Source organism: Azospirillum aestuarii (genome assembly GCF_016632405.1).
Lineage (GTDB): Bacteria > Pseudomonadota > Alphaproteobacteria > Azospirillales > Azospirillaceae > Azospirillum > Azospirillum aestuarii.
Genome location: NZ_JAEPIV010000019.1, coordinates 54541 through 78675, shown reverse-complemented (window position 1 = coordinate 78675; position 24135 = coordinate 54541). Strand labels below are relative to the sequence as shown.

21 protein-coding genes are annotated in these 24135 nt (G+C 69.6%); 7 read left to right on the top strand and 14 right to left on the bottom strand.

Annotated features, from left to right (window positions below; all coding sequences use genetic code 11):
• Nucleotides 1-4 precede the first annotated feature (4 nt).
• Nucleotides 5-604, top strand: a complete 600-nt coding sequence (locus JJL56_RS24340) for a hypothetical protein (protein ID WP_200486624.1) — start codon at nt 5-7, stop codon at nt 602-604.
• Nucleotides 605-716: 112 nt separating this feature from the next.
• On the opposite strand, the gene JJL56_RS24335 is transcribed toward JJL56_RS24340, so the two are convergent.
• The 13 genes from JJL56_RS24335 to JJL56_RS24275 all read right to left on the bottom strand — a co-directional run bounded on the left by JJL56_RS24335 (nt 717) and on the right by JJL56_RS24275 (nt 14752).
• Nucleotides 717-3047 carry a TonB-dependent hemoglobin/transferrin/lactoferrin family receptor gene (locus JJL56_RS24335; RefSeq protein ID WP_200486623.1) on the bottom strand — a complete coding sequence of 777 codons (2331 nt, stop codon included), beginning with the start codon at nt 3045-3047 and terminating at the stop codon, nt 717-719.
• Between the two features lie 124 nt (nt 3048-3171).
• Complete coding sequence (gene hutX, locus JJL56_RS24330; RefSeq protein ID WP_200486622.1) at nt 3172-3720, bottom strand: heme utilization cystosolic carrier protein HutX; 549 nt, start codon at nt 3718-3720, stop codon at nt 3172-3174.
• Between the two features lie 87 nt (nt 3721-3807).
• Complete coding sequence (locus tag JJL56_RS24325; RefSeq protein WP_200486621.1) at nt 3808-5277, bottom strand: sensor histidine kinase; 1470 nt, start codon at nt 5275-5277, stop codon at nt 3808-3810.
• Complete coding sequence (locus tag JJL56_RS24320) at nt 5264-5932, bottom strand: response regulator (protein WP_200486620.1); 669 nt, start codon at nt 5930-5932, stop codon at nt 5264-5266. Before JJL56_RS24320 ends, JJL56_RS24325 begins: the two co-directional genes overlap by 14 nt.
• A 61-nt stretch (nt 5933-5993) precedes the next feature.
• Nucleotides 5994-6815 carry an ATP-binding cassette domain-containing protein gene (locus JJL56_RS24315; protein WP_200486619.1) on the bottom strand — a complete coding sequence of 274 codons (822 nt, stop codon included), beginning with the start codon at nt 6813-6815 and terminating at the stop codon, nt 5994-5996.
• A 2-nt stretch (nt 6816-6817) separates the two neighbouring features.
• On the bottom strand, nt 6818-7927 hold the full coding sequence (locus tag JJL56_RS24310) for a FecCD family ABC transporter permease (protein WP_200486618.1): 1110 nt from the start codon (nt 7925-7927) through the stop codon (nt 6818-6820).
• On the bottom strand, nt 7924-8799 hold the full coding sequence (locus tag JJL56_RS24305) for a heme/hemin ABC transporter substrate-binding protein (RefSeq protein ID WP_200486617.1): 876 nt from the start codon (nt 8797-8799) through the stop codon (nt 7924-7926). Before JJL56_RS24305 ends, JJL56_RS24310 begins: the two co-directional genes overlap by 4 nt.
• Before the next feature lie 17 nt (nt 8800-8816).
• Nucleotides 8817-9800: a ChuX/HutX family heme-like substrate-binding protein gene (locus tag JJL56_RS24300; RefSeq protein ID WP_200486616.1), complete on the bottom strand. Its 984-nt coding sequence runs from the start codon at nt 9798-9800 to the stop codon at nt 8817-8819.
• 393 nt (nt 9801-10193) lie between these two features.
• The gene (locus JJL56_RS24295; protein ID WP_200486615.1) at nt 10194-11165 is read right to left on the bottom strand and encodes a carbon-nitrogen hydrolase family protein; all 972 of its coding nucleotides are present in this window, start codon (nt 11163-11165) and stop codon (nt 10194-10196) included.
• Entirely contained in the window at nt 11162-11926 is a 765-nt protein-coding gene (locus JJL56_RS24290) for a flavin reductase family protein (RefSeq protein WP_247891224.1), read from the bottom strand. The genes JJL56_RS24295 and JJL56_RS24290 overlap by 4 nt, the downstream gene beginning before the upstream one ends.
• A gap of 71 nt (nt 11927-11997) precedes the next feature.
• The gene (locus tag JJL56_RS24285; protein WP_247891223.1) at nt 11998-13056 is read right to left on the bottom strand and encodes an ABC transporter substrate-binding protein; all 1059 of its coding nucleotides are present in this window, start codon (nt 13054-13056) and stop codon (nt 11998-12000) included.
• Complete coding sequence (locus JJL56_RS24280; protein ID WP_200486613.1) at nt 13053-13895, bottom strand: ABC transporter ATP-binding protein; 843 nt, start codon at nt 13893-13895, stop codon at nt 13053-13055. The genes JJL56_RS24285 and JJL56_RS24280 overlap by 4 nt, the downstream gene beginning before the upstream one ends.
• A gap of 17 nt (nt 13896-13912) precedes the next feature.
• On the bottom strand, nt 13913-14752 hold the full coding sequence (locus JJL56_RS24275; protein WP_200486612.1) for an ABC transporter permease: 840 nt from the start codon (nt 14750-14752) through the stop codon (nt 13913-13915).
• 295 nt (nt 14753-15047) lie between these two features.
• On the opposite strand from JJL56_RS24275, the gene JJL56_RS24270 reads away from it, so the two are divergent.
• The 5 genes from JJL56_RS24270 (at nt 15048) to JJL56_RS24250 (ending at nt 20693) form a co-directional block, all read left to right on the top strand.
• Nucleotides 15048-15797, top strand: a complete 750-nt coding sequence (locus tag JJL56_RS24270; RefSeq protein WP_200486611.1) for a TrmB family transcriptional regulator — start codon at nt 15048-15050, stop codon at nt 15795-15797.
• A 211-nt stretch (nt 15798-16008) separates the two neighbouring features.
• Complete coding sequence (locus JJL56_RS24265) at nt 16009-16461, top strand: c-type cytochrome (protein ID WP_200486610.1); 453 nt, start codon at nt 16009-16011, stop codon at nt 16459-16461.
• 16 nt (nt 16462-16477) lie between these two features.
• Nucleotides 16478-17830 (top strand): cbb3-type cytochrome c oxidase subunit I, encoded by a 1353-nt coding sequence (locus JJL56_RS24260; RefSeq protein WP_200486609.1) that lies wholly within the window; start codon nt 16478-16480, stop codon nt 17828-17830.
• A gap of 101 nt (nt 17831-17931) precedes the next feature.
• The gene (locus JJL56_RS24255) at nt 17932-18744 is read left to right on the top strand and encodes a CbbQ/NirQ/NorQ/GpvN family protein (protein WP_200486608.1); all 813 of its coding nucleotides are present in this window, start codon (nt 17932-17934) and stop codon (nt 18742-18744) included.
• 26 nt (nt 18745-18770) lie between these two features.
• Nucleotides 18771-20693 (top strand): nitric oxide reductase activation protein NorD, encoded by a 1923-nt coding sequence (locus JJL56_RS24250; protein ID WP_200486607.1) that lies wholly within the window; start codon nt 18771-18773, stop codon nt 20691-20693.
• 4 nt (nt 20694-20697) lie between these two features.
• Here JJL56_RS24250 and JJL56_RS24245 read toward each other — a convergent pair whose 3' ends face one another.
• Nucleotides 20698-21600, bottom strand: coding sequence for a ferritin-like domain-containing protein (locus JJL56_RS24245; protein ID WP_200486606.1), 903 nt, complete (start codon nt 21598-21600; stop codon nt 20698-20700).
• Between the two features lie 249 nt (nt 21601-21849).
• On the opposite strand from JJL56_RS24245, the gene JJL56_RS24240 reads away from it, so the two are divergent.
• The gene (locus JJL56_RS24240) at nt 21850-24084 is read left to right on the top strand and encodes a 4Fe-4S binding protein (RefSeq protein WP_345772630.1); all 2235 of its coding nucleotides are present in this window, start codon (nt 21850-21852) and stop codon (nt 24082-24084) included.
• Nucleotides 24085-24135: the final 51 nt, after the last annotated feature.

Below are 24135 nucleotides of genomic sequence, written 5' to 3'. Positions count from 1 at the left end.
GTCGATGTCCGTCGCCGTGATGCCCCTGCTGGAACGATCCCCGCTGCCCTTCGACCCGGCAATGGCCCCGGCCGAGCGTTGCCGGCTTCTCGTCGCCGCCTTTCCGGGTGCATTGCGCGAGATTCTGGCCGCCGGCACGCTGGAACACCGTCCGCGCTTCGGCGAAAATGGTTTCGAGGGGCTTCAGGAAAGCTGGTCACCGCCAGCGACCGTTTCCGCCCGGCAGGTCGCCATGGCCCAGCGGGTGCTGACGGAGCTGGAGGATACCATTCTCGCGCCGGCCGAGCCCGACCACCTTCTTGGCCGTGTGCTGGCCTTGCTGTCCCATTTCCCGGCCAAGGGACTGACCCCCGACGTTGAGCAGCTGGTCGCCATGGACTGGGTGGAAGACTTGGGCGAGTTCCCGGCCTGGGCCATCGACGACGCGGCGCGCGCGTGGCGCCGGACGAAGAAGTGGAGACCAAGCATCGCCGAGATGCGCGCGCTGTGCGAGGAGGCCTGCGCGAAGGAGCGCGTCATGGGGCAACGGCTCCGGCGGATTGTGCAGGCGTCACAGGCGTCGAACGGAGGACATGGGCTGGCGGAGATACGCCGATTTCCATAAGCCTGCGTGGGATGCGCTGAACGATCATCAAATCTTGCACAATTCGGCATCGCCGCCTCCCAACGGAACGGCGATGCCGAAACGCACAGAGTGGACGGGGGCGTCCGTATCGTCACCACTTGAGCGTGGCGTGAACCAGGAAGGAGCGGCCGGCCTCCAGATAGCGGCGACGATCGGGCGAGGTCTCGCTGACGCCGACGACGTTGACGTAGTTGTAATAGCCCTGGTTGAACAGGTTGTAGACGGAGGTACCGAGGCTGATGTTTTCCGTCGGGTTGACATAGGCCGCCAGATCCACCGTGGTGTAGGCCGGGGCCTTCAGATAGGTGGGGTTGCTCACGTCGCTCGCCGTCTTCGCCATCACATGGGTGGCGGCGACCTGCGCGCCCCAGACGTCGTCCGGCGCGGTGTAGGACAGGCCGGCGTTGACGGTGAAGGGCGCCACCTCGTCGATGGCGGTGCCGGCGTCGATGTCGAAACCACGGGCGAAGGCGGCCGCGCCGAACAGCGCCCAGCCCGGCTGGAACCGCCATTCGCCCTTGCCCTCGGCGCCGAAGATCTCGACCTTCGAGACGTTCTGCGCCTGATAGCGCAGGATGCCGCCGGCGCCGGTGCCGACCGCCCTCTGCAGAATGAAATCGCTGTAGCGGTTGTAGAAGCTGGAGACCTGGAAGCTCGACCCGTCGCTGAACTTGCCGCGCAGGCCGGCCTCGACGCCGTCGCTGCTCTCCGGCTTGAGGTCGGCGTTGGGCAGCACCTCGTAGCCGTAGGTTGGGTTGGAGAAGCCGAGGTTGGCGTCGTCGTAGGGCGGCGCGCGGAAGCCGTGCGCGTACTGGCCGAACAGCGCGTACTCCCTGGTCAGGTCGTAGGTTGCGCCGAACTTCGGCGACAGGGCCAGCTTGTCCAGCGCCTCCGGCTGGGTGGACGGCCGGGCGGCGAAATAAGCGGCGTCCTTGTCAGGGTCCATCCGGTAATAGTCGAGCCGCAGCGCCGGCACCAGCCGCAGCCGGTCGATCGTGATCTCGTCCTGCACATAGGCCGAAGCCATGAGCGTGTCGGTGTTGGGGAAGGTGCGGCTGGGGTAGGTGTCGCCGTTGTAGCTCTTCGTGGTGGCTCCGGTCGCGAGGTTGGTCAGAGTCACGTCGCGCATCCGCTCGGTGCGGATGGAATCGACGCTGAAGCCGTAGGAGATGCTGTTGTGCAGCCCGAACAGCCGGGTGTCGGAGCGCAGGTTGACGGCGCCGCCGACGATCGTCTGCTTGGATTCGTTGCTGGTGGTTTCCCGCAGGCCGGTGCCGGCGGTGAACAGCGGGCTGGTGGAGGTGGCGACGCGGGCGTTGCGGGTGCGCTTCTCCTCGCGGTCGAGCTGGGTGCCGTAGAGGCGCCAGTCGATGTGGTCGATGAAGCCGATCGGTGCGTCGTGCGCGTGCTCCAGGCTGACGCGCCAACGGGTCGCCGTGTCGTCGGCGGTGGAGCCGGTGAAGGCGCCGCGCGTCATCCGCATCGGGACCATGGAGAAGATGTAGCTGGCGCTGCCGCCGACGTCGTTGCGCAGTGTCGTGTCGGTGCTGCGGTGGAAATACTCGCCGGTCAGCGTCACCTTGTCCGGCCCGTGGTCCCAGACCAGCTTGGCGAGGCCATTGTTGCCCTCATAGTCCTGCGGGTTGCGGTAGGCCTTGTCCTTGGACTTGTACTCCTCCCCATCGCGGCGCGTGTAGATGCCGAGCAGGGAGAAGTCGCCGGAGCGCAGCACGCCCGTGCCGGTCTCCGACAGGCTGGAATCGACGCTGTCGTAGGTCGTCTTCAGCGACACGAAGCTGTCGCGGCCGGGCCGCAGATAGTCGGCCGGGTCCTTGGTCACATAGGTCACCACGCCGCCCAGCGCGTCCGATCCGTAGAGCGCCGAGGCCGGGCCGCGCACGATCTCCACCTGCTTGACCGAGTCCAGATCGACCACGTCGCGGTTGTAGCCGGCGGAGGGTGCGGCGGAGGCCGGCGACTCCGGCAGGCGCGTGCCGTCGACCTGCATCAGGATGCGGTTGTTGCTGATGCCACGGATGGTGTAGCCGCCGGCCCCCGCGCGGGACGGGGAGTTGCTGACCGTCACGCCGGGTTCGTAGCGCGGCAGGTCCTGGAGGCGGTGGACGCCGCGCTTCTCAAGCTCGTAGTCGGGGATGACCGACACCGTGCCCGTGTTCTCGCCAACGCTGCGCAGGCCGCGCTCGCCATAGACCGTCACCGCGTCGAGGATGGTCGGGGGCGGTGCCGTGGTCGCCTGCGCGGTCTGGGTGGCGGTCTGGTCGGCGGCTTGCTGAGTCTGCTGCTGCGCTTGGGCGGCGGGGGCCAGCAGCGTCAGGGCGGAGGCCGACAGCCATAGCGCCGCGCGCAGGCGGGAGCGGGCCGGCCGGAGGGGAGGGCGGTGGGACACGGGTGGCTCGATCATCTCTGTCTCTCTGCACGAGGTTTTTTTGGCGCGTTGTTCTTTGTTAAAATGCGATTGCGTCTTATTCGCAATTGATCGGCTGAAGCCGCCAAGCCGCCAAGCCGCCAAGCGGCCCGGCGCCAACTCAGGCGGTCTGGCTCGGCGCCCCACACAGGCGGGCCTTCAGGGCCTCGAACCGCTCCACCTGATCGGGCAGAAGCTGGCGAGCGTCGTCGCGGCCGACGAAGACCTTGAACATCGCGTCCCCGTCACCGTTGAAGAAGACGACAGAGGCGCTGTCGGCGCTGCCCATGAAGGGCCGGCGGACGAAGCCGACGGTGCGGCAGCGGTCCAGCCGGATGTGGCCGCCGATCGGGCTGCCGCCGGCAAGGTTGTAGAAGCCGCGCCCGAACTGCCCGCGCGGCAGCGGTCCCTTGCATTCCAGAACGAGGTCAGCGCTGTGCACCAGCACGGTGACCGTGCCCCACTCCGCCATGTCCAGCATGGCCGCCTCGGCGGTTTCCCCCGGCGCGAAGGCGCGGAAGGCGTCCGGCAGGCATTCGGTGACGGCGAGCAAGCTGACGCCGGTCTCCGCCGCGATCGCCTCCAGCACGCCGTTCGGCGCGGCGGCGAGGCGCTCGCGCAGGGCGGCGAGCGTGTCGGGGGATGGAGCGGTTTGGGGGCTGTGCGGCATGGAGGCGGTCCGAAGCGTCGGTTGCGAACTATTTTGAGAATAGTTCTCATTCGCAAATTTGCTCAACGGCCCTTCGCTTAATTTCGCTTAATGGAGAATGCCGGTGATGGCGCCGGGAACGGCCGTGGGGGCAGTCACCGGGCGGCCCCGGCGTTCCAGCCGGACCACCGCGCGCAGGCCCGGCCCATTGTCCTCCAACCGCAGGGCGCCGCCGTGCAGCCGGGCGATGGCGTCCACGATGGCAAGGCCGAGCCCATGGCCGGGCACCCGGTCCGCAGGGTCGAGCCGGCAGAAGCGCTGCACCGCGAGCGCGCGTTGGCCGGGCGCCAACCCCCGGCCGCGGTCGGCGACGGTGATCTCGTTCCAGCCGTCGCGCCGCCCGGCCGACAGATGCAGCGCCTCGCCCGGCGCGTATTTCAGGGCGTTGTCCACCAGATTGGCGACGGTCTGGAACAGCAGCGTGCGGTCGCCGCGCAGATCGAGGTCGCGCTCCACGGCGACGGTGATGACCGTGCCGGTGACCTCGGCCAGCGGCAGGTAGGATTCGGCCACCTCGTCCAGCAGCGCCTTGGCGTCCAGCTGTTCCACCGCCAGGGTGCAGCGCCCGGTCTCGATCTCGCCCAGCCGCATGATGGCGCGGAACAGGTGCTGGATGCGCCGCGTCTCCTCGATCCCCTCCTCCAGCTCGCGGCGCAGGGCGTCGTCGGGGCAGTTCTCGGCGATGGTGACCAGCCGGTTGTGCAGGTGGGTCAGCGGCGTGCGCATCTCGTGCGCGATGCTGCTCGACACGCTGGACACCTCCTCGACCAGCCGGGTCACGCGGTCGAGCGTGCGGTTGATTTCGCGGCCCAGGCGGGCGAACTCGTCGTCCGGGCCGGTGATGGCGACGCGGCGGTCGCGGTCGCCCGCCGCGTAGGAGGTCAGCGCCATGGTGATGGCCGACACCCGGCGCAGCGTGCCGGTGCTGAAGCGGATGCCGAAGGCCACGCTGGTCAGCAGGAACACCAACACGCCGCAGCCCGCCGCCAGCGGCACGGCGCGGAGCTGGTCGAGCATGGGCTGGATGTCGTAGGCGTTGACGTAGCGCCCGCCGTCGCTCAGCCGCACCACGATACCGCGCACCTTCCAGCCGTCGCCGCGCTGGTCGATGCGCCCGGTCTCGCAGGGGGCCGGTCCGCCGCAGGCGACGACGGCGAGCAGCCGCCGCGCCATCGCCTCGTCGCCGTAGAGCACGCGCCCGTCGTGATCGATCACGATGCGCCGCCGCGTGCCCTCCGGCGCGAAGCGCTCGCGGCGGCGCAACTCCGCGACCAGCGCGGCGGCGTCGCCGAACCCACCGTGCAGACGCTGCGTCTCCTGGTCGCGCTCCAGCAGGTCGCCGACATGCTCGTTGACCAGCTCCACCAGCAGGTCGCGGCTCCACAGCACGGCGCCGCCGGCCACCACCAGGAAAACCGCGCCGATGGCCATGGCCTGGCGGAAGCTGCGCGTGTCGAGATGGCGGCGGAGTCTTTGGACCCAGGACGGGCCAGCGTCGCGCGGCTTAGCCCAGGACATAGCCGATGGCCCGCACGGTCTTCAAAAGCGGCGGGTCGAAATCCTTGTCGATCTTCGCCCGCAGCTTGAAGACATGGACCTCCACCAGATTGGTCGGGGGGTTGAAGCCGTAGCCCCAGGCCTTCTCCAGCAGCATGCTGCGGGTCACGGTGCGGCCGGGGTTGCTCATCAGGATGTGCAGGAACTTGAACTCCTTGTCGGTCAGCTCGATGGGCACGCCGCGCCGGGTCACATGCCGGCGGGTGACGTCCATCACCAGATCGGCGACCTCCAGAACGTCGCCGGCCCCGGCCAGGACGGCGCGGCGGGTCGCCAGATGCTCCAGCCGGACCAGCAACTCGGCGAAGTCGAAGGGCTTGCCCAGATAGTCGTCGGCCCCGGCGCGCAGCCCGGCCACCCGTTCCGTCGTCTCATCCAGCGCCGACAGCACAAGGACCGGCGGGTGGCGGGTGCCCTGCAGACGTTTCAGCACCTCCATGCCGTCCAGCTTGGGCAGCATGCGGTCCAGCACCACCACGTCGAACGCCTCCTCGCGCAGCAGGCGCAGCGCGTCCTCCCCGTCGCCGGCGAAGCGGCAGGAATGGCCGGAGCCGCCGAGCTTCGCCCCGATCCAGTAGCTGACCGCCGCGTCGTCCTCAACGATCAGAACACGCACCGTCCCCTCCCTCCGGCGCCAGTCTCGGGCACCCATCCCGTCCCTTATTTGATATTAATAATTATTCGCAAATCGTTTTTCCAGACGCCGCCGCGCGCCCCGTGGCCGCGTAGACCACGCCCTCCTCCTCCGGCAGGTCGAGCCGGACGAAGGCCGTGCCGAAGACGCGCTCCAGCACCGGCACTGGCAGGCCGGTCATCGACCCGGCCCAGGCGACGCGCCCGCCGGCCAGCAGCAGCCCGTCGTCGGCGTAGCGCGCGGCCAGCGTCAGGTCGTGCAGGATCACCGCGCAGCCGCCGCCGGTCCGCTCCACCCAGTCGCGCGCCGCCCGCAGCAGATGGTGCTGGTGGGCGGGGTCGAGGCTGGCTGTCGGCTCGTCCAGCAGCAGATAGGACGGCCCCGCCACGTCGCGCCCGTGCCGACCGGCGGCCAATTGCGCGAGCGCGCGGGCGAAGGCGACGCGCTGGCGCTCGCCACCGGAGAGCTGGGGCATCAGCCGACCGGCCAGTCCGCCGGCCCCGGCGCGGATCAGGCAGTCGGCGATCAGCGCCCGCCGGTCGCCGGGGCGGATCAGCCAGGGCTCGGTCGCCAGCTCCATCACCTCCTCCACCGAGAAGGCGAAGGCGACCGCTTGGTGCTGCGCCACCAGGGCGCGGCGGACGGCCAGCCGCGGCGCCGGGATGGCTGCCATTTCCACCCCGTCCAGCAGGGCGCGCCCCGCGGTCGGCCGCCGCTCCCCGGACAGGAGGGAGAGCAGGGTGGATTTGCCGGCCCCGTTGGGGCCCAGGATGGCCAGGACCCGGCCGGGCCGCACCGCGGCGGTGACGCCATCGAGCAGGCGGGCGCGGCCGATGGTCAGGCCGGCGTCGATCGCTTGCAGCATGGTCAGGTCCCTCCCAGCGCGCTGGCGCGGCGGCGCAGAAGCCACAGGAAGAAGGGACCGCCGACGGCGCCCAGCAGCAGGCCGGCCGGCACGTCGGCCGGGGCGGCGATGCTGCGGGCCACCGTGTCGGCCAGGACCAGCAAAATCGCCGCCGCCAGCGCCGTCGCCGGCATCAGGCGGCGGTGCACCGGTCCCAGCAGGATTCGCATGACGTGCGGCACGATCAGCCCGACGAAGCCGATCAGGCCGGACACCGCCACCGCCGCCCCGACGCCCAGCGCCACCAGAAGCACCGTGCGCACGGCGAAGCGGTGCGGGTCGAGGCCCTGGAGGAAGGCCTCCCGCTCGCCCATGGCGAACAGGTCGAGCCGCCGCGCCCCGGCCAGCAGCCCGGCGGTCGCCAGCCCCATCAGGAGCATCGCCGGTCCGATCTGCGCCCAGCTCGAACCGCCGAAGCCGCCCATCATCCAGAAGGTCATCTGGCGCAGCGCCAGATCGTCGCCGAGGTAGCTGAACAGCCCGATGCCGGCCCCGCCCATGGCGTTCACCGCGATGCCGGCCAGCAACATGGTGGCGGGAGAATTGCGCCCGTCGCGGCGGGAGATCGCCAGGATCAGCACGGTGGCGGCCAGCGCGCCGAGGAAGGCGGCCAGCGGCAGCACGGTGGCGAGCGAGAGGCCGCTGCGCGCTAGCCCGAGCCCCGACACCCCCAGCACCATGGCGGCGGAGCCGGCCAGCGCCGCGCCGCTCGACACGCCGACCAGCCCGGGATCGGCCAGGGGGTTGCGGAAGACGGCCTGGAGCGCCACCCCCGCCACGCCCAGCGTCACCCCGACCGCGGCGGCCAGGACGATGCGCGGCAGGCGCAGCATGGTCAGCACCATCCAGTCGCGCTCGGACAGCGGCGTGCCGGGCAGGCCGAGCAGGGAGGCGAGGTGGGACAGGCTGCGGTCGAGCGGGACGGACACGCCGCCCGTCGCGACGGCGGTCAGAACGGCCAGCGCCAGCGCCACGGCCAGCGCCGCCAGCACGGGGACGAGCGGCGGGCGGCGGAAGGCCGGCGCCGCCCGGCCCCCTTTCCGGGAGGACGGCATGGTCAGGGTCAGGCTCATGGTTGTCCTTGAGGAGAGGTGCCCTGCACGCGGGTGAGTTCGGCGACCGCCTCGGCCGTGCGGGGGCCGAGCCCCATCAGCAACGCCCCGTCCACCACCGCCACCCGTCGGGCCTTGGCCGCCGGGGTCAGGGCGATCTGCGGCGTTGCCAGGAATGGGTCGAGCCCGCCCGAACGGTCGATCAGCGACCGGCTGACCAGCAGCACATCGGGTGCTGCGGCCAGGGCGGCCTCCGACGACATCGGCACATAGTCGCGCTCCACCTCCAGGGCGTTGCGCCCGCCGGCCATGGCGATCAGCGCCGCCGGGACGGAGCGGCTGCCCGCCGCCATCAGCCCGCCGGGCCCGCCGCCGACCACGCCGAGCACGACCGGTGCGCCGTCCTTTGTCCCGGACGTGGCGGCGACGGCGGCCAGCGCGGCGAGGTCGCGATGCAGCGAGTCCGCCAAGCGCCGTCCCTCCGCCTCCCGGCCGAGCAGGCGGGCGACCCGCTCCACCTTGTCGAGCAGACCGGCCAGCGTCGGCGTTTCCGGCACGACCTCCACCGTGACGCCGAGCGCACGCAACTGGTCGAGCGTCGTCTCGGGGCCGGCGCCCTGGATCGCCAGGACGTGGGTCGGGTCCAGCGACATCACCCCCTCCGCCGAGAGGGCGCGCATGTAGCCGACGTCGGGCAGGTCGTTCACCGGCTGCGGATGATGGCTGCTGGTGTCGCGCCCGACGACCGAGCCGCCGTCGCCGAGCGCGTAGACCAGCTCGGTCACCGGCGGGCCGACGGTGACGATCCGCCGCTCCGCCGCCCCTGCCAGGGTGGCGGCGGTGAGCGCGAGGGTGGCGGCGATCGCCGCGGGGAGAAAACGCAGGCGCCTCATCGGCCGGTCCCCGCCTATCACAGGGACGCGGCGAGCGCGCGCCACTCCGCCCGTTCCGGCTTGTCCTCGTCGCGCTGGCCGCACAGGATCGCCGCGTTGTCGCCGTGGTCGTCGTACAGCTCGACCGTGGTGATGCCGCCCTTGTCGGTCGGCTTGTGGACGACCCAGGCGCTGGACAGTCGGGCCTGGACGGCGCGCAGGGTGAAGCCGGGGTCGTCGATGCGCAGCAGCCCGTCCGCCGCCGCCGGGCGGTCCACCGTTCCGGTGTGGATCTGGATGCAGCCGGCGTTGCCGACGAAGATCATGATGTCCAGACGGCGGTCGCGCGCCGCTTCCAGCAGCGGCAGGACGGCGGCGGCGGGCAGCTCCCGCGCGAAGCCCGGCCCGGCGAGGCGCAGCGCCTGCCGGCGCCCGACCCCGAAGGTCCTCAGCATGCCGAAGAACTCGTGCACATCGGTCATCGCGCTCCAGGCGGCGCGCAGCCCTTCCACGTCGATTTCGGCGTCGGGCCGCTCGGCGGCGGGGGCGGGCAGCGGCTCCAGGGCCGGCGCGTCCTGGTCGGCGGCGCGGTGCAGGATCAGGAAGGCGTCCCAGGCGGCCGCGTTGGTCTCGGCGGTGCGGTGGATGGCGTGGACGGCGCGGCCGTGCCGGTCGAAGACGCGGATGGCCTCGGCCTCGCCGTCCGTCTCCGGCGTGTGGACGGTGATCGACCAATGGCGCGGGAAGACGCGCAGATCGACCTCGCGGTTCAGCACGATCAGGGCCGGGCCGTTGCCGTCGACGTTGCCGAAGCGTCCGGTCTTCTCGTGGGTGATGCTGCGGTTGCTGGTGACGACCCGGACCGTCCCCAGGACGTCCAGTTTCCTCAGGGCGTCGGTCCAGTCCACCTCAAGCCGCGTCGGGCAGGCGGCGCCGTTCTCCCAGCCGGGGAGGGTGGACAGAATCGGATCGATAATCGGCAGGACGGGCGGCGGAATGGGCGGGAGACGGGTGTCGGGCATTGGGGGCTTCCCTTGACAAGATGCGGTGTGGTCGGCCCGTCCGGACAGGGCCAAATCTCCCGCAAATGATCATGAGAAGCATTATCAGTTACAAGGCGCCGATCATTAACCGGCATTAATCGCCCGGCGCCCGCCGGAACCGGCGCGTGCGTCAGGCCAGGGCAATCGCATTTGACCTCCATAGCCCTCTCCCCTCCGGGGAGAGGGTGGCCCGCAGGGCCTCTCGCGCTGGCCGAAGGCCAGCGCTGACGGCGGCAGGCGGATGCCTCTGGCATCCGCTGAGAGCCGGTGAGGGGGGTGCGCGTGGCGATACGTCCGGCAAAAGCGCAACCCCCTCACCCTAACCCTCTCCCCAGAGGGGAGAGGGGATGTTAAACGCGATCACCCTGCCGGTCAGGCCGCCTCTTCGACCGTCTCGTTGCGCTCCGGGAGGGCGCCCTCGCGCACCGTGGCGACCGGCGCGCGCGGGGTCTCGTCGACGCGCATGCTGAACAGGTCCGGCCGCGCGTAATGGCCCACCGGATCGAAATCGAGCTTGGCGCCGACCAGATCCTCGACGTCCACCTCGGCGGTCAGGATGCCCTCCGCGTCGACCAGCGGGCCGGCCAGGATCTCGCCGAGCGGCCCGACGATGACCGAGCGGCCGTGCATCATCCACTCGTCCGGCCCGGCGTCGATGCGGCTGGCGTAGTCCTCCGGGAAGTCGGAGCGGCGCATCACCTGGCAGGCACCGATCACGAAGCAGCGGCCCTCCATGGCGACGTGGCGCATGGTGGCGATCCAGCTTTCGCGGTCGTCCGCCGTCGGGGCCGCCCAAAGCTGGACGCCCTTGGCGTAGTAGGCCGCGCGCATCAGCGGCATGTAATGCTCCCAGCAGATGGCGCCGCCGACACGGCCGAACGGCGTGTCCATGACGGTGAGGGTCGAGCCGTCGCCGAACCCCCAGACCAGCCGCTCCGACCCGGTCGGCATCACCTTGCGGTGCTTGCCCATCCGGCCGTCCGGCGACAGGTAGAGCACCGTGCAGTAGAGCGTTCCGCCGTCGCGCTCGATGACGCCGACGACCGCGTGGATGCCGTGCCGCGCGCAGGCGGCCGACAGCGTCTCGGTTTCCGGTCCCGGCACCGTGATCGCGCCGCGGACGTAGCGGGCGAAGTCGGCGCGCCCCTCCGCCGTGCGCCGGCCGATGGAGCAGCCGAAATCGAGCCCCTTCGGGTAGCCGCCGATGAAGGCCTCCGGGAAGACGGCGAGCGACGCGCCGGTTGCAGCGGCCTCGGCGATCAGTTCGACCGTGCGCGCGGTCGCGGCGGCGGCGTCGAACGGCACCGTCGCCGCCTGCACCGCGGCCACTTTAACCTTGGTCATGCTTGTCGTTCCTTGCAGTGTGAGTCATTGGGCTGAGTCGGGGGGGCTTGAGGCGGGATGTCGGCCCAGACCGGCCTCACCAGATCGAAGATGTCGCGGGTGCGCAGATAGGCCGAGGGGCCATGCATGCGGGCGACGAGGTCGAGTGCCTCATGGTCGATGCGGGGGCGTTCGGGGTTGCCGGTCAGGACGCGCGTCGCGACATGGGCGTGCAGCACCTCGCCCACGAACAGCCATTGTCCGGGACCGCTTTCGAACTCATGGATCAGACGGCATTCGAAGGCGACCGGAGAATCTGCTATGCGCGGCGGCCGGACCGCGACGCTCGGCAGGGTGGCGAGGCCGGCGAGCCGGGTCTCGTCCACCTCGGGCGGCGCCTCGACGCAGGTAAGGTTCATCGCCTCCGTCAGGGCGAAGGGGACGAGGTTGATCACGAACTCGCGCGTCGCCCGGATGTTGACCGCCGTGTCCTTCGGCCGGTCCGGGCGCGCGAGCACGCCGAGACAGACCACCGGCCGGTCGGAGCCGAAGACGTTGAAGAAGGAGTAGGGAGCCGCGTTCACCCGTCCCTCGGCCGAGCGGGTGACCGCCCAGGCGATCGGCCGCGGCAGGACCGCGGCGGTCAGAAGGCGGTAGCGGTCGGGCGCCGGCAACGTGGCGAAGTCGAAATGGCGCATGGGGTTGTCGGTGGCCGGCCGCGTCGCGTCGAGGGACGGCGCGGCGTCGCCCCGCGCCGGTGCGTCGTCAAGTCGTAGGGTCATGAAGTCTCCTTCGGCGCGGCCCGTCGCGGCCGCCGCCCCGTCCTGCGCGATGCGTCGGGATATCCGGCCGCTCAGCCGACGATCTTGACCGTCTTCGGATCGAAGTTCTGGGCGGCGAAGGCGGCGTCCACCCGGCTGGCGATGCCCGTGTCGACGAACTTCGAGACGTCGGGGCGGCGCGGCAGCAGCTTCGCCTCGACGCCCCATTCGGCGAGCAGGTTCAGCTTTTTGATCTGCTCCTCCGACAGCGCCGCCTTGATGTCGGTGGGCGCCTTGGCGTTCCAGGCGGGATCGTAGCCCGACGCCTTTTCGAGCACGGCTTCCGGGATGTTCTTCGCCGGTTCCAGCGAGCGGAACCAGCCGTTGACGAGGTCGTGGTTCTGGCTGGCAAAATACAGTGCCTGGGAGTTGGCGAGCAGGAAGCGCTCCGCCACTTCGGGCCGGTCCTTGAAGAAGCGGTTGTTCGCGGTCAGCACGATGACCGGGGTCAGATTCTCCGAGATCACCTGGGCGAAGCCCGCGTTCTCGAAGAAGCTCACGAACGGGTCGTAGGTGAAGAAGGCGTCGATCCGCTGCGCGCCCACCGCGTCGGCCAGCTCCGCCGGCCCGACATTGACGAAGGTCATGTCGCGGCCGGGGGTGAGGCCGGCCTTGGTCATCGCCTCCTGGGCGTTCTGGAACGCGGTGATGCCGAAGGTGCCGTAGACCTGCTTGCCCTTCAGCCCGGCGACGTCGGTGATCCCCGACTTCTTGGTCACCAGCACCGCCGAGCGGAAGCGCGCCTGCGAGGCGATGGTGGTGACTGGCGCCCCGACCGCCATGGTGGTGACGGCGGCGAAGTCGGACAACGTGCCGACGTCGGCCGCGTTCGACACGATCGCCTCGTTCACCGCCGGCGAGGCGTTGAGCTGGATCATGTTCATCCGCAGGCCGTTGCGGGCCGCGATGTCCGTGCGCATCAGCACATGGGCGATCTGAGCCGAGACGGTGGTGGTGTTGAACCAGCCCATCTTGACGACGTCCGCGCCCTGCGCGCGGAGGATCGCCGGCTTGGCGAGGGTTGCAGCGGCGGCGATGCCGGCGGCGAGCTGGCCGAAACGACGGCGAGAAAGTGTCGAGGTCACGTTCATTCCCCTTTTTGCCATTCGGGTTTCAGGGTCTCCCACAGGTCGTTGACCGTGGAGACGAACCAGGGATCGGAGCGCATCTCGGCCGTGCGGGGCCGCGGCAGCGGCACGGCGACCTCCTCGCGCACCCGGCCGGGCCGCGGGCTCATCACCACCACGCGGTCGGCCAGGAACACCGCCTCGTCGATGCCGTGGGTGACGAAGATCACCGTCTTGCCGGCCTCGGACGAAATGCGGGCGATCTCCTCCTGCAGAAGCACGCGGGTCTGCGCGTCCAGCGCGCCGAACGGCTCGTCCATCAGCAGGATGTCGGGGTCCGGGGCGAGCGCTCGGGCGATGGCCGCCCGCTGCTTCATGCCGCCGGAGATCTGGTGCGGGTACTTCTCCTCGAAGCCGGTCAGCCGGACCATGTCGATCAGCGAGCGGGCGATCTCCGCGCGCTGCTTCTTCGCCATGCCCTTGGCCTTCAGGCCGAACTCCACGTTCTGCTGTACGGTCATCCAGCCGAACAGCGCGTAGTCCTGGAAGACGACCGTCCGCGACGGGTCCGGCTTCACGATGGGGCGCCCGTTCTGCAGGAGCGTCCCGCTCGACGCCGACTGGAAGCCGGCGACGATGCCGAGCAGGGTCGACTTTCCGCAGCCCGAGGGGCCAAGCAGCGAGATGAACTCGCCGCGGCGGATGCGCAGATCGACCCCGTCGAGGGCGACGACCATGTTGTCGGACGAGGTCCCGCCATAGACCTTGCCCAGATTCCGGATGTCGATCTGGATGTCGGCCGGCTGGGCCTGCGGCGCGCCGGGCGGCGGATAGGGGGCTTTGAGTGCGGTGTTGGCGGCCATGTTCCTTCGCCTCCTGCTCAATTGCGCTCGGAAGGCGCCCAGGCGTTCACCCGACGCTCGATCCGTTCGAGGACGGCGGACATGGCGAAGCCGACGAGACCGATGGCCACCATGCCCGCAACGACGTTGTTGATCTGGAACAGCATGCGCGACTGCTGGATCAGGTAGCCGAGGCCGGTTTGCGCCGCGATCAGCTCGGCGGTCACCACGCACATCCAGCCCACGCCCAGCGCGATCCGCAGCCCCGGCAGGATGATCGGCAGGGAGGCGGGGATCAGCACGTCGGTGAACAGCTGCCAGGGCGTCGCGCCGAGGCAGAGCGCCGCGTTCATCTGGTTCCGGTCGAGGCCGCGCACCGCCGTGTAGGTGGCGACGAAGGCCGGGAAGACGGCGCCGAGGAAGACCAGGAAGTAGGACGCGGCGTCGCCGAGCCCGAACCACAGGATGGTGATCGGAATCCAGGCGAGCGGGGGGATGGGGCGAAGCGCCTCGACGACCGGCCGCACGAAGTCCGCGACGCTGCGCCACCAGCCGCACATCAGCCCGAGCGCCATGCCGACGACGCAGGCGAGCGCGAAGCCGACGGCCACCCGCTGCAGGCTGGCGCCGAGATGGACCCACAGCGAGCCGTCGAGCGCCATGTCCCAGAGCGCCCCCGCCACCGCGACCGGCGAGGGCAGAAGGAAGGCGTCGATGACGCCGAGCGAGGTCAGCGCCTGCCAGACGGCGAAGAAGGCGGTGAGGCCCAGCGCCGCGCGGAAGGACCGGTCCGTCAGAATGCGAGGACTTACGGCGCGGCGCGGCGCCCTCTGCATGAAGGGCGGCGCCGCCGCATGCGCTTTTGAATTCGCTTCCATCACCTTCCCTCGTTCCACCGTTCGGCGCCGCCTCGTGGGACGTCAGCGTCCTTGGACGACGACAAAACGATGACAGTGTCGGAAAAATCCGTCAATTCGAAAAATACAAATGAATGGCGCTTGGCAGGCCTAAACTTGCCGTTTTAACGAGCATTCTGCGGGAGGAAAGCCCATTTTATTGTCTTTTCGCCAAAGCAGTGACGCAAAGAGACGGCATTTTATCGGCAAAAACCGACGATGGACGGGTGGCGCGGAATCGGGCATGTTGCGACGCGATTCAAAAGGGAGCACGTGGGTGAATCTTGAGGAGAAGCTGTCCCGGATCGGCATATCGGGGACGCTCTACAAGCTCTATCTGACGACGATCCGTCTTGGCGGCGGCTCCGTGACGGAGGTGGCCGCGGGTGCCGGCATGGCCCGCACCACGGCGCACGACGCTCTCGCCAAGCTGGAGGCGGAAGGGCTCGTCCGCTTCGTCGATCACGGCAAGCGCCGCTTCGTGGTCGCCCAGGACCCGGGCATCCTGCTGGAACGCAGCGAGGCCCGGCGGCAGATGCTCGAAGACGTGATGCCGGTGCTGCGGTCGATGTACCATCACGAGAACGGCCAGCCGAACGTCCGCTTCCATCCCGGTCCCGAAGGCATCCGCACCGTCCTGTGGGAGACGCTGAGCGGCGATGAGAAGGACCTGCGCGCCACCCTCTCCATGCGGGAGCTGATGGTCGAGCCGGGGCTGGAGGAGATGGAGCGTTACCTGAAGGAGCGGGCGCGGCGTGGCATCTGGCTGCGGGTGATCCGCTCGGAGGAGCGCGACATCGCCCCGATCTGGCCGTCGAGCCAGGAGGAGCGGCGCGAACTGCGCTACGCGCCCGCCACCTACAACCTCGCGATGACCTGCTTCATCCACGGCAGCAAGGTTTCCGTCATCTCGTCGGCCCGCGAGAGCTACGGCCTGATCCTCGACAGCGCCGATTTCGCGGCCTTCCAGGCGTCCATGTTCGACGCCATGTGGAGCCTGAGCACCCCGGCGCCGACCATTCCCTGAGCGCGCCGGACGCGGGAAGCGCCGGGTTGGCCCGGCGCCCGCATTTTCACACAGCCCAAATTCCGGGCCGCGACCTCCGCTTGACCGCCGTCAAGGATAGTCGCACCAAATCGGTCAACTTTCTCCGGCATGGCGCACGGCCAACGCTGCTCAAGGCCCCTCCGTTCCACGAAGGTCTGACTCGGGGGCCTGACCCAGGAGAAACGAACGCATGACGGAACGCTTCACCAAAGCGGCCGCCCGAAACATTTTTTACGGCGGATCGCTCTTCTTCTTCGCCGCCTTCGTCTCGCTGACGGCGGCAAGCCACATCTACGTCGTCAACACCGGAACCGACAGCAAGGGGCTGACCGAAAGCGTCGCCCGCGGCAAGCATGTGTGGGAGAAGAATTCCTGCATCAATTGCCACACGCTGCTGGGCGAGGGCGCCTATTTCGCGCCGGAGCTGGGCAATGTCTGGATTCGCTATGGCGGCGACAAGGACGCGGAGGGCGCGCGCGCCGCTCTGGCCGGCTGGATGGCCGCCCAGCCCAGCGGCATCGAGGGCCGCCGCCAGATGCCGCAGTTCAATCTGACGGAACAGGAGGTCAACGACCTCGCCGACTTCCTGGAGTGGACCAGCCGCATCAACACCCAGAACTGGCCGCCCAAGATCTCCGGCTGACGAAGGACGAAAGGCCATGAAATACCAATCCCAGAAGGTCGCGCTGCCTTACTTCTACGGCGCGCTGGCCCTGTTCGGCGTTCAGCTCCTGGTCGGCCTGCTGGCCGGCACGGTCTATGTGCTGCCCAACGTCCTGTCGGAACTGCTGCCCTTCAACATCCTGCGGATGATCCACACGAACGCGCTGATCGTGTGGCTGCTGATGGGCTTCTTCGGCGCCGCCTATTACCTGATTCCCGAGGAGGCGGAGCGCGAGCTGCACAGCCCGAAGCTGGCCTACATCCAGTTCGGCCTGTTCATGTTCGGCGCGCTGGCCGCCGTCGTCGGCTACGTCTTCCGCATCCACGAGGGGCGCGAGTTCCTGGAACAGCCGACGTGGATCAAGGTCGCCATCGTCGTCGTCGCGCTGATGTTCCTCTACAACATCTCCATGACGGTGCTGAAGGGCCGGCGCACGGTCATCACCAACATCCTGGTGATGGGGCTGTGGGGCATCGCGCTGTTCTTCCTGTTCTCCTTCTACAACCCGACCAACCTCGCGCTGGACAAGATGTACTGGTGGTACGTCGTCCATCTCTGGGTCGAGGGTGTGTGGGAACTGGTGATGGCCTCCATCCTCGCCTTCCTGATGATCAAGATGACCGGCGTCGACCGCGAGATCGTCGAGAAGTGGCTCTACGCCATCGTCGGGTTGGCCCTCTTCTCCGGCCTGCTGGGCACCGGCCACCATTACTACTGGATCGGCACGCCGGGCTACTGGCAGTGGATCGGCTCGCTGTTCTCGACGCTTGAGGTCGCCCCCTTCTTCTTCATGGTCGTCTTCGCGGTGAAGATGGTGCTGAAGGGCGGGCGCGATCACCCGAACAAGGCCGCCCTGCTGTGGTCGGTCGGCTGCGCGGTGACGGCCTTCTTCGGGGCGGGCGTCTGGGGCTTCCTGCACACGCTGTCCTGGGTCAACTACTACACCCACGGCACGCAGGTGACGGCGGCGCACGGGCATCTCGCCTTCTTCGGCGCCTATGTGATGATCAACCTCGCCATCTTCAGCTACGCCATGCCGCATCTGCGCGGCGTCGCGCCCTACCACCAGACCCTCAACAAGGCCAGCTTCTGGCTGATGACCGGCGGCATGACGGTGATGACCTTCGCCCTGACCTTCGCCGGGGTCGTGCAGGTCCACCTGCAGCGCGTGATGGGCATGGACTACATGACCGTCCAGGCGGAGATCGCCCCCTTCTACTGGGTGCGTCTGGCCGCCGGTGCGGCGGTGTTCATCGGCGCCGTCCTCTACCTCTACGCTCTGCTGGGGCCGGTGCCCGCGTCCCGGAAGACCTCCGGGATCGGCGCTGCCGTGCAGCCCGCCGAGTGACCAGAGCCGTCCCCTCCTCCGCACACCGGGGGAGGGGGCGTTTCTTTTCCGCCTTCCGTTTCCGCCTTCCGTTTCCGCCTTCCGTTTTCGAGGAGACACCCATGACCCGCAGCGCCCTGAAGGCCGTCGCGGACGACCTCGACATCCCCTACTACAAGGCCGTCGGCGACGAGTGCGAGCTGTTCGAGCACGCCTTTCGCCACCGCCTGCCGCTGTTGCTGAAGGGGCCGACGGGCTGTGGCAAGACCCGCTTCGTGTCGCACATGGCGGCCCGGCTGGGTCGTCCCCTCTACACCGTGTCCTGCCACGACGACCTGACCGCCGCCGACCTGACCGGGCGTTACCTGCTCAAGGGCGGCGACACGGTGTGGGCGGACGGCCCGCTGACCCGCGCCGTGCGCGAGGGGGCCGTCTGCTATCTCGACGAGGTGGTGGAGGCGCGCAAGGACGTGACCGTCGTTCTCCACCCGCTAACCGACGACCGCCGCCTGCTGCCGCTCGACCGCACCGGCGAACTGCTGGAGGCGCCGGACGACTTCATGCTGGTCGTCTCCTACAACCCCGGTTACCAGAACGTCCTGAAGACCCTGAAGCCCAGCACCCGCCAGCGTTTCCTCGCCATCGAATTCGACTTCCCGGCGCCGGAGGACGAGGCCGCCATCGTCGCCCGCGAAAGCGGCCTGCCGGAGGAGCGCGTCGCCCCGCTGGTCCGTCTGGCCGGCGCGCTGCGCGCCCTCAAGGGCCAGGATCTCGAGGAAGGCGTCTCCACCCGCCTGCTGGTCTATTGCGCGACGCTGATCCGTTCCGGCGTGAAGCCCGAGCGGGCGATCCGCACCGCGCTGATCGAACCGCTGACCGACGACGCCGACGTGCGGCAGGCGCTGCTGCGCGTCGCCGACATCGCCCTGGGCTAAGGGCAACTGGGGTAAGGGAAACGGACATGCTGTCGCTGCTTGAGCCCGAGGAGTTCATCGGCCGCCACTGGCACCGCCTGGTCGGTGGCCGGTCGAGCCTGCCGCATCATCCCGATGCCGCGGTGACGCTGGAGGCGATCCGGCCCCGGCTGGCGGTGTTCTTCCGCGGGCTGGGCGGCGACCGGGGCGTGCGGCTGGCCGCCGCGGGACGGGCGTCCTCCGGCCACCGGCTGTCGGTGCTGGAGCGCATCGGCCTCGGCACCGAACGGCTGGAGCGGCCGGCGCTGGACGGCGACGTGCTGCAGTTGCCCGCCATGCTCGACGTGTTCCCCGACGCGGCGCTGAACGAGCGGCTCTACGAATGGCTCGCCGCCTATTTCGCGCACGCCGAGGCCGATGGCGAGGCTGCCGCCGGTCCGCTGCGGGCCGACCCGCTGCGGGCCGATCTGCGGGCGCTGCGGCAGGCCCACGCGACCACCGCGCGGGTTCTTGCGCGCTGGCCGGGTTTGACCCGCCTGCACGACGAGCTGTGCGCGGCGCTGATCGCCGTCCGGCCCAAGCGCTCCCTGCCGAAGGACGAGGCGATGGTGGAGGCGGCGGTGCTGGCTCTGCTGGGCGCCGGTGACGGCGGCGCTGCGCTGGACGGGACGATTCCGCTGGACCGCTTCACCGCTCCGGCCGGCTACAAGCCTTTCCTGCCGGTGCCGCTGTGGGGCGAGGTGTCGGGTCCCGCGCCGTCCGGTGCGCCGGCCGCCTCCGATGCGGCGGAGCAGGACGCCGCAGCCCCTTCCGCCGAAAGCGACGGCCAGCGCCGCAAGGCGACGCGGCGCGACAGCGATCAGGTGCAGCGCGAGGACCCGCTGATCCTGAACCGTTTCGAGAAGATTTTCGGTCTGGCGGAGATGATGAACATCCCCCGTCCGGTCGATGACGACGACGAGGACGCCGCCCGCCAGGCCGCCGACGACATGGAGGAGATCGCGCTCGCCCAGCACCAGCGCAAGCCTTCGACCCGGCTGAAGCTCGATCTCGATCTGGCGCCGGCCGCCGTGGACGCGACGCCGCTGACCGCGGTTCTGACCTACCCGGAATGGGACCATCGCCGCCGCGCCTACCACCCCGCCCATTGCCGCGTCGTCGCCGAACCGGCGCCGGAGGACGGCGAGGACTGGGCGCCCGACGAGGCCGCGCTGCGCCGCATCCGGCAGGTGCGCCGCCAGTTCGAGGCCCTGCGCCCCAAGCGCATGGTCTTCACCGGCCAGCCGGACGGCGACGATCTCGACCTCACCGCGTTGGTGCGCCGTTGCGCCGACCAGCGCGCGGGCGGGGCGGGCAGCGACCGCGTCTATCAGGCGGCGCGCAACGCGGCGCGCGATCTGGCGGTGGCGGTTTTGGTCGACACCTCGCTGTCCACCGACGGCTGGGTGGACGGGCACCGCGTGCTCGACGTCGAGAAGGAGGCGCTGCTGGCCCTGTCCAACGGCCTGAACGCCTGCGGCGATCCACACGCGATCTTCGCCTTCACCTCGAAGAAGCGGGACTGGGTCCGGGTGCAGACGGTCAAGGAGTTCGACGAGCCGCTGAACGCCCGTGTGCAGCGCCGCGTCCAGGCGCTGAAGCCCGGCCATTACACCCGCATGGGAGCGGCGCTGCGCCACACCGCCGCGCGTCTGGCGGAGCGGCCCAACCGGCACCGCCTGCTGATCCTGCTGTCGGACGGCAAGCCCAACGACGTGGACCATTACGAGGGGCGCTACGGCATCGAGGACACCCGCGTGGCGATCCAGGAGGCCCGCCGCCAGGGAATCGCCCTGTTCGGCATCACCGTGGACGCCGAGGCACGCGATTACTTCCCCTATTTGTTCGGCCGGGGCGGCTACGCGATCTTCCCGCAGGTCACGCATCTGACGAAGGCCCTGCCGGCGCTGTACCGGCAGGTGGTGGGGTAGCGCCTCAACCCTTCGCGTCGATCCGCTCCGCCAACTGCGCGAGGTGTCCCACCACCGCCTCCTGAAGGCGCAGGGATTCGTTCAGGACTAGTTCGTCGGTCGCCTGGGCCGCCACGTCCCCGAAGGCTTCGGCGAGCCGTTCGGAGGCGGCGACCGCCGCGCGCAGGCAGGCGGTATCGGTGTCGGGGATGGCGGCCTGCGCCGCCGCCGCGCCGGGGCCGGACGGAATCAACGCTTCCTCCTCGGCGGCGATGCGGGTCAGCAGTGCGGCTCCGTCGTCATCGCCCAGGGCAAGCAGGCGCGCCGCCAGCGCGCTGTGTTCGGCGGCGGTGGCGGACAGCAGGGCGACGGCCAACCGTTCCAGTTCCGCCGGCGTGTCCGCGCGGGCCGGCTTGCGGTCCGCCCGGCCACGTTCGCGGCGGAAGGCCTTGCGGCGCTCACGCCGGAGCAGGGCGGCGTGGCGAAGCTCCTCGCGGGCGAGCGACTCGGCATGGCTGCGCACGGAGTCGTCCGGCGCGCTGGCAACGATGTAGCTGTAGAAGGCGAAGGCGCGCTGCTCGTTGACCACCGCCAGCGACAGCGCCTGATAGGGCGTCAGCCGCGTGCGCTCGGTCAGTTCCTCCCAGGAAGCGGCAAGCTCCGGCGGCAGGCGCCAGAGGAACGCCGGGGCGTCGGGGGTGGGGCGGCCGAGGCTGTGCGCCCAACCGTCCACCGCCTGCACATGGTCCTGCTCCTCCGCGATCAGAGCGCGGAAGGTGGCGGCGGTCTCGGTCTCGCCGCGCCGGTCCATCAGGGCCGCCAACTGCGTGTAGCGGCGCACCGCCTCCTGTTCCAGCGCCAGGGCGATGCCCAGAAGTTCGTCCAGCGAGCGGACCCCGCCCTGAGGCTCGTGGCGCAGCAGCGGCATGGCTTCACCTCAATTTCAAAATACAGTTTGCCTAAAATACAATCTTGCGTCCCGCACGGTCATAAGGAGCGGAACGCCGGGAGGAGGATAGTCCGGACTCATTTTCTCCGAATTGACGCCGGTCAAGAACAGGGTTCCGAACTTGTGGTCTCATCGCCGCGTCAAAGGGGCTTGCGGCCTCTTGATCAAGATCAAGACATCAGGGCAAGGGAAATGGTTGCAGACTTCTTGCGGAGGACACGCGCGCTGGTGGCTGGGCTGCTGATTCTGCTGGCCGGGTTCGGCACGGCGGACGCGGCCGAAGCGCTGCTGGCGCGGTATCTCGGCACGGTGCAGCCGGGCGATCTCGCCGCCGGGGCGGACCGTTTCGGCCCCCCCCTGCCGAACGCGCCGCTGGTTCCCCTCTACAAGGGCGACGCGCTGGTCGGCCACGCCTTCCTGACCTCCGACTTCGTGAACACGACCGGCTATTCGGGGCGCCCGATCCATGTGATGGTCGGGCTGGCGCCGGACGGCACGGTGACCGGGGCGAAGCTGGTGGACCATCACGAGCCCATCGTCCTGATCGGCATCCCGCCTGCCAAGGTCAACGCCTTCATCGACGGCTACGTCGGCAAGAACGTGCTGACCCTGGCCTCGCAGAGCGCGTCCAGTCCCCCGGTGGACATCGTGTCCGGCGCCACCGTGACGGTGATGGTGATCGGCGATTCGATCATCCGTTCCGGCAAGAAGGTCCTGCAGGCGCTGGGCGCGCCGGGAGCGGCCGAGGCCGCGCCGACCGTATCCCGCAGCCTCGACCTGTCCAAGACCGGAGTCGAGGACTGGGCCACGCTGGTCGGCGACGGCTCCGTGCGCCGCCTGACGCTGACGGTGGGCGAGGTGAACGCCGCCTTCGAGCGCACCGGCAAGGCCGAAGCCGCCGCCCGTCCCGAAGCCGGCGATCCGAACGACGGCTTCATCGACCTCTATGCGGCGCTCGCCACCATTCCCACCGTCGGCCGCTCCCTGCTGGGCGACGCGGAGTACGAGGCGCTGGTGCAGCGGCTGAAGCCGGGCCAGCACGCCATCGTCGTGGCCGGGCAGGGGCGCTATTCCTTCAAGGGCTCGGGCTATGTGCGCGGCGGCATCTTCGACCGTTTCGAACTGGTCCAGCACGAGGGCGCCATCCGCTTCCGCGACCGCCTGCACAAGCGCCTGGGTTCCCTGGCTGCGGCGGGCGCGCCGGACTTCCCCGAGATCGGCCTGTTCGTCATCCCCGAAGGGTCCGGCTTCAATCCCGCCGATCCCTGGCGCCTGCAGCTGCTGGTGCAGCGCGCGACCGCAGCGCTCGACAAGGCCTTCGTCACCTTCGACCTCGGCTACCAGCCGCCGGAGAAGTTCCTGAAGGCCGAGCCGGTGGCCGCTCCCGCAGCCGCAGCGCCGTCCTCCGGAGCGCCGTCCTCCGGAGTGCCGATGTCCGCCGCCCTGGCGGACCCGGACGCGGCCGACGAGATCCCGCTGTGGCGGCGCATCTGGGAGAACCGGCTGTTCGACGTCGCCGTGCTGGCGAGCGCGATCCTGCTGCTGACCGGTATCTTCTTCTTCCAGGACCAGCTCGTGAAGCGTCCGGCCCTCTACGAGCGGGTGCGCACCGGGTTTCTCGTCTTCACGCTGGTCTGGCTCGGCTGGTACGCGACGGCGCAGCTGTCGGTGGTCAACGTGCTGACCTTCGCCAACGCGCTGCGCACCGACTTCCGCTGGGACTATTTCCTGATGGACCCGCTGGTGTTCATCCTGTGGTTCTCGGTCGCCGCGTCGCTGCTGTTCTGGGGCCGGGGCGCCTTCTGCGGCTGGCTGTGCCCGTTCGGCGCGTTGCAGGAGCTGGCCTCCAAGGCCGCGAAGAAGCTGGGCGTGCGCCAGATCGCGGTGCCCTTCGGGCTGCACCAGCGGCTGTGGCCGATCAAGTACATGATCTTCCTGCTTCTGTTCGGCCTGTCGCTGACCTCGCTGGCGACGGCGGAGAAGGCGGCGGAGATCGAGCCGTTCAAGACCGCGATCATCCTGCATTTCGTCCGCGACTGGTGGTTCGTCCTGTTCGCCGTGGCCCTGATCGCCGCCGGCCTGTTCATCGAGCGCTTCTTCTGCCGCTACCTGTGCCCGCTGGGCGCGGCGCTCGCCATCCCCGGCCGGATGCGGATGTTCGACTGGCTGCGCCGCTACAAGGAATGCGGCAACCCGTGCCGGCGCTGCGCCAACGAGTGCCCGGTCCAGGCGATCCACCCCGACGGCTCGATCAACCCCAACGAATGCATCCAGTGCCTCCACTGCCAGGTGCTCTACCACCACGACCGCAAGTGCCCGGTCATGATCCAGAAGCGCCTGAAGCGGGAGCGCCGCGACGCCACCCAATCCACCGGCACGGTTGCCGAGGCCAAGCCCCGCGCCGCCGTGCTGACCACCGATCCCGCCACCGGGCACCTGTCCGCCCGGCCGGAAGGACTTTGACCCACCAGGTCGAAACAAGAGCCCCGCAAGGGGACATCGAAGGAGTTCACC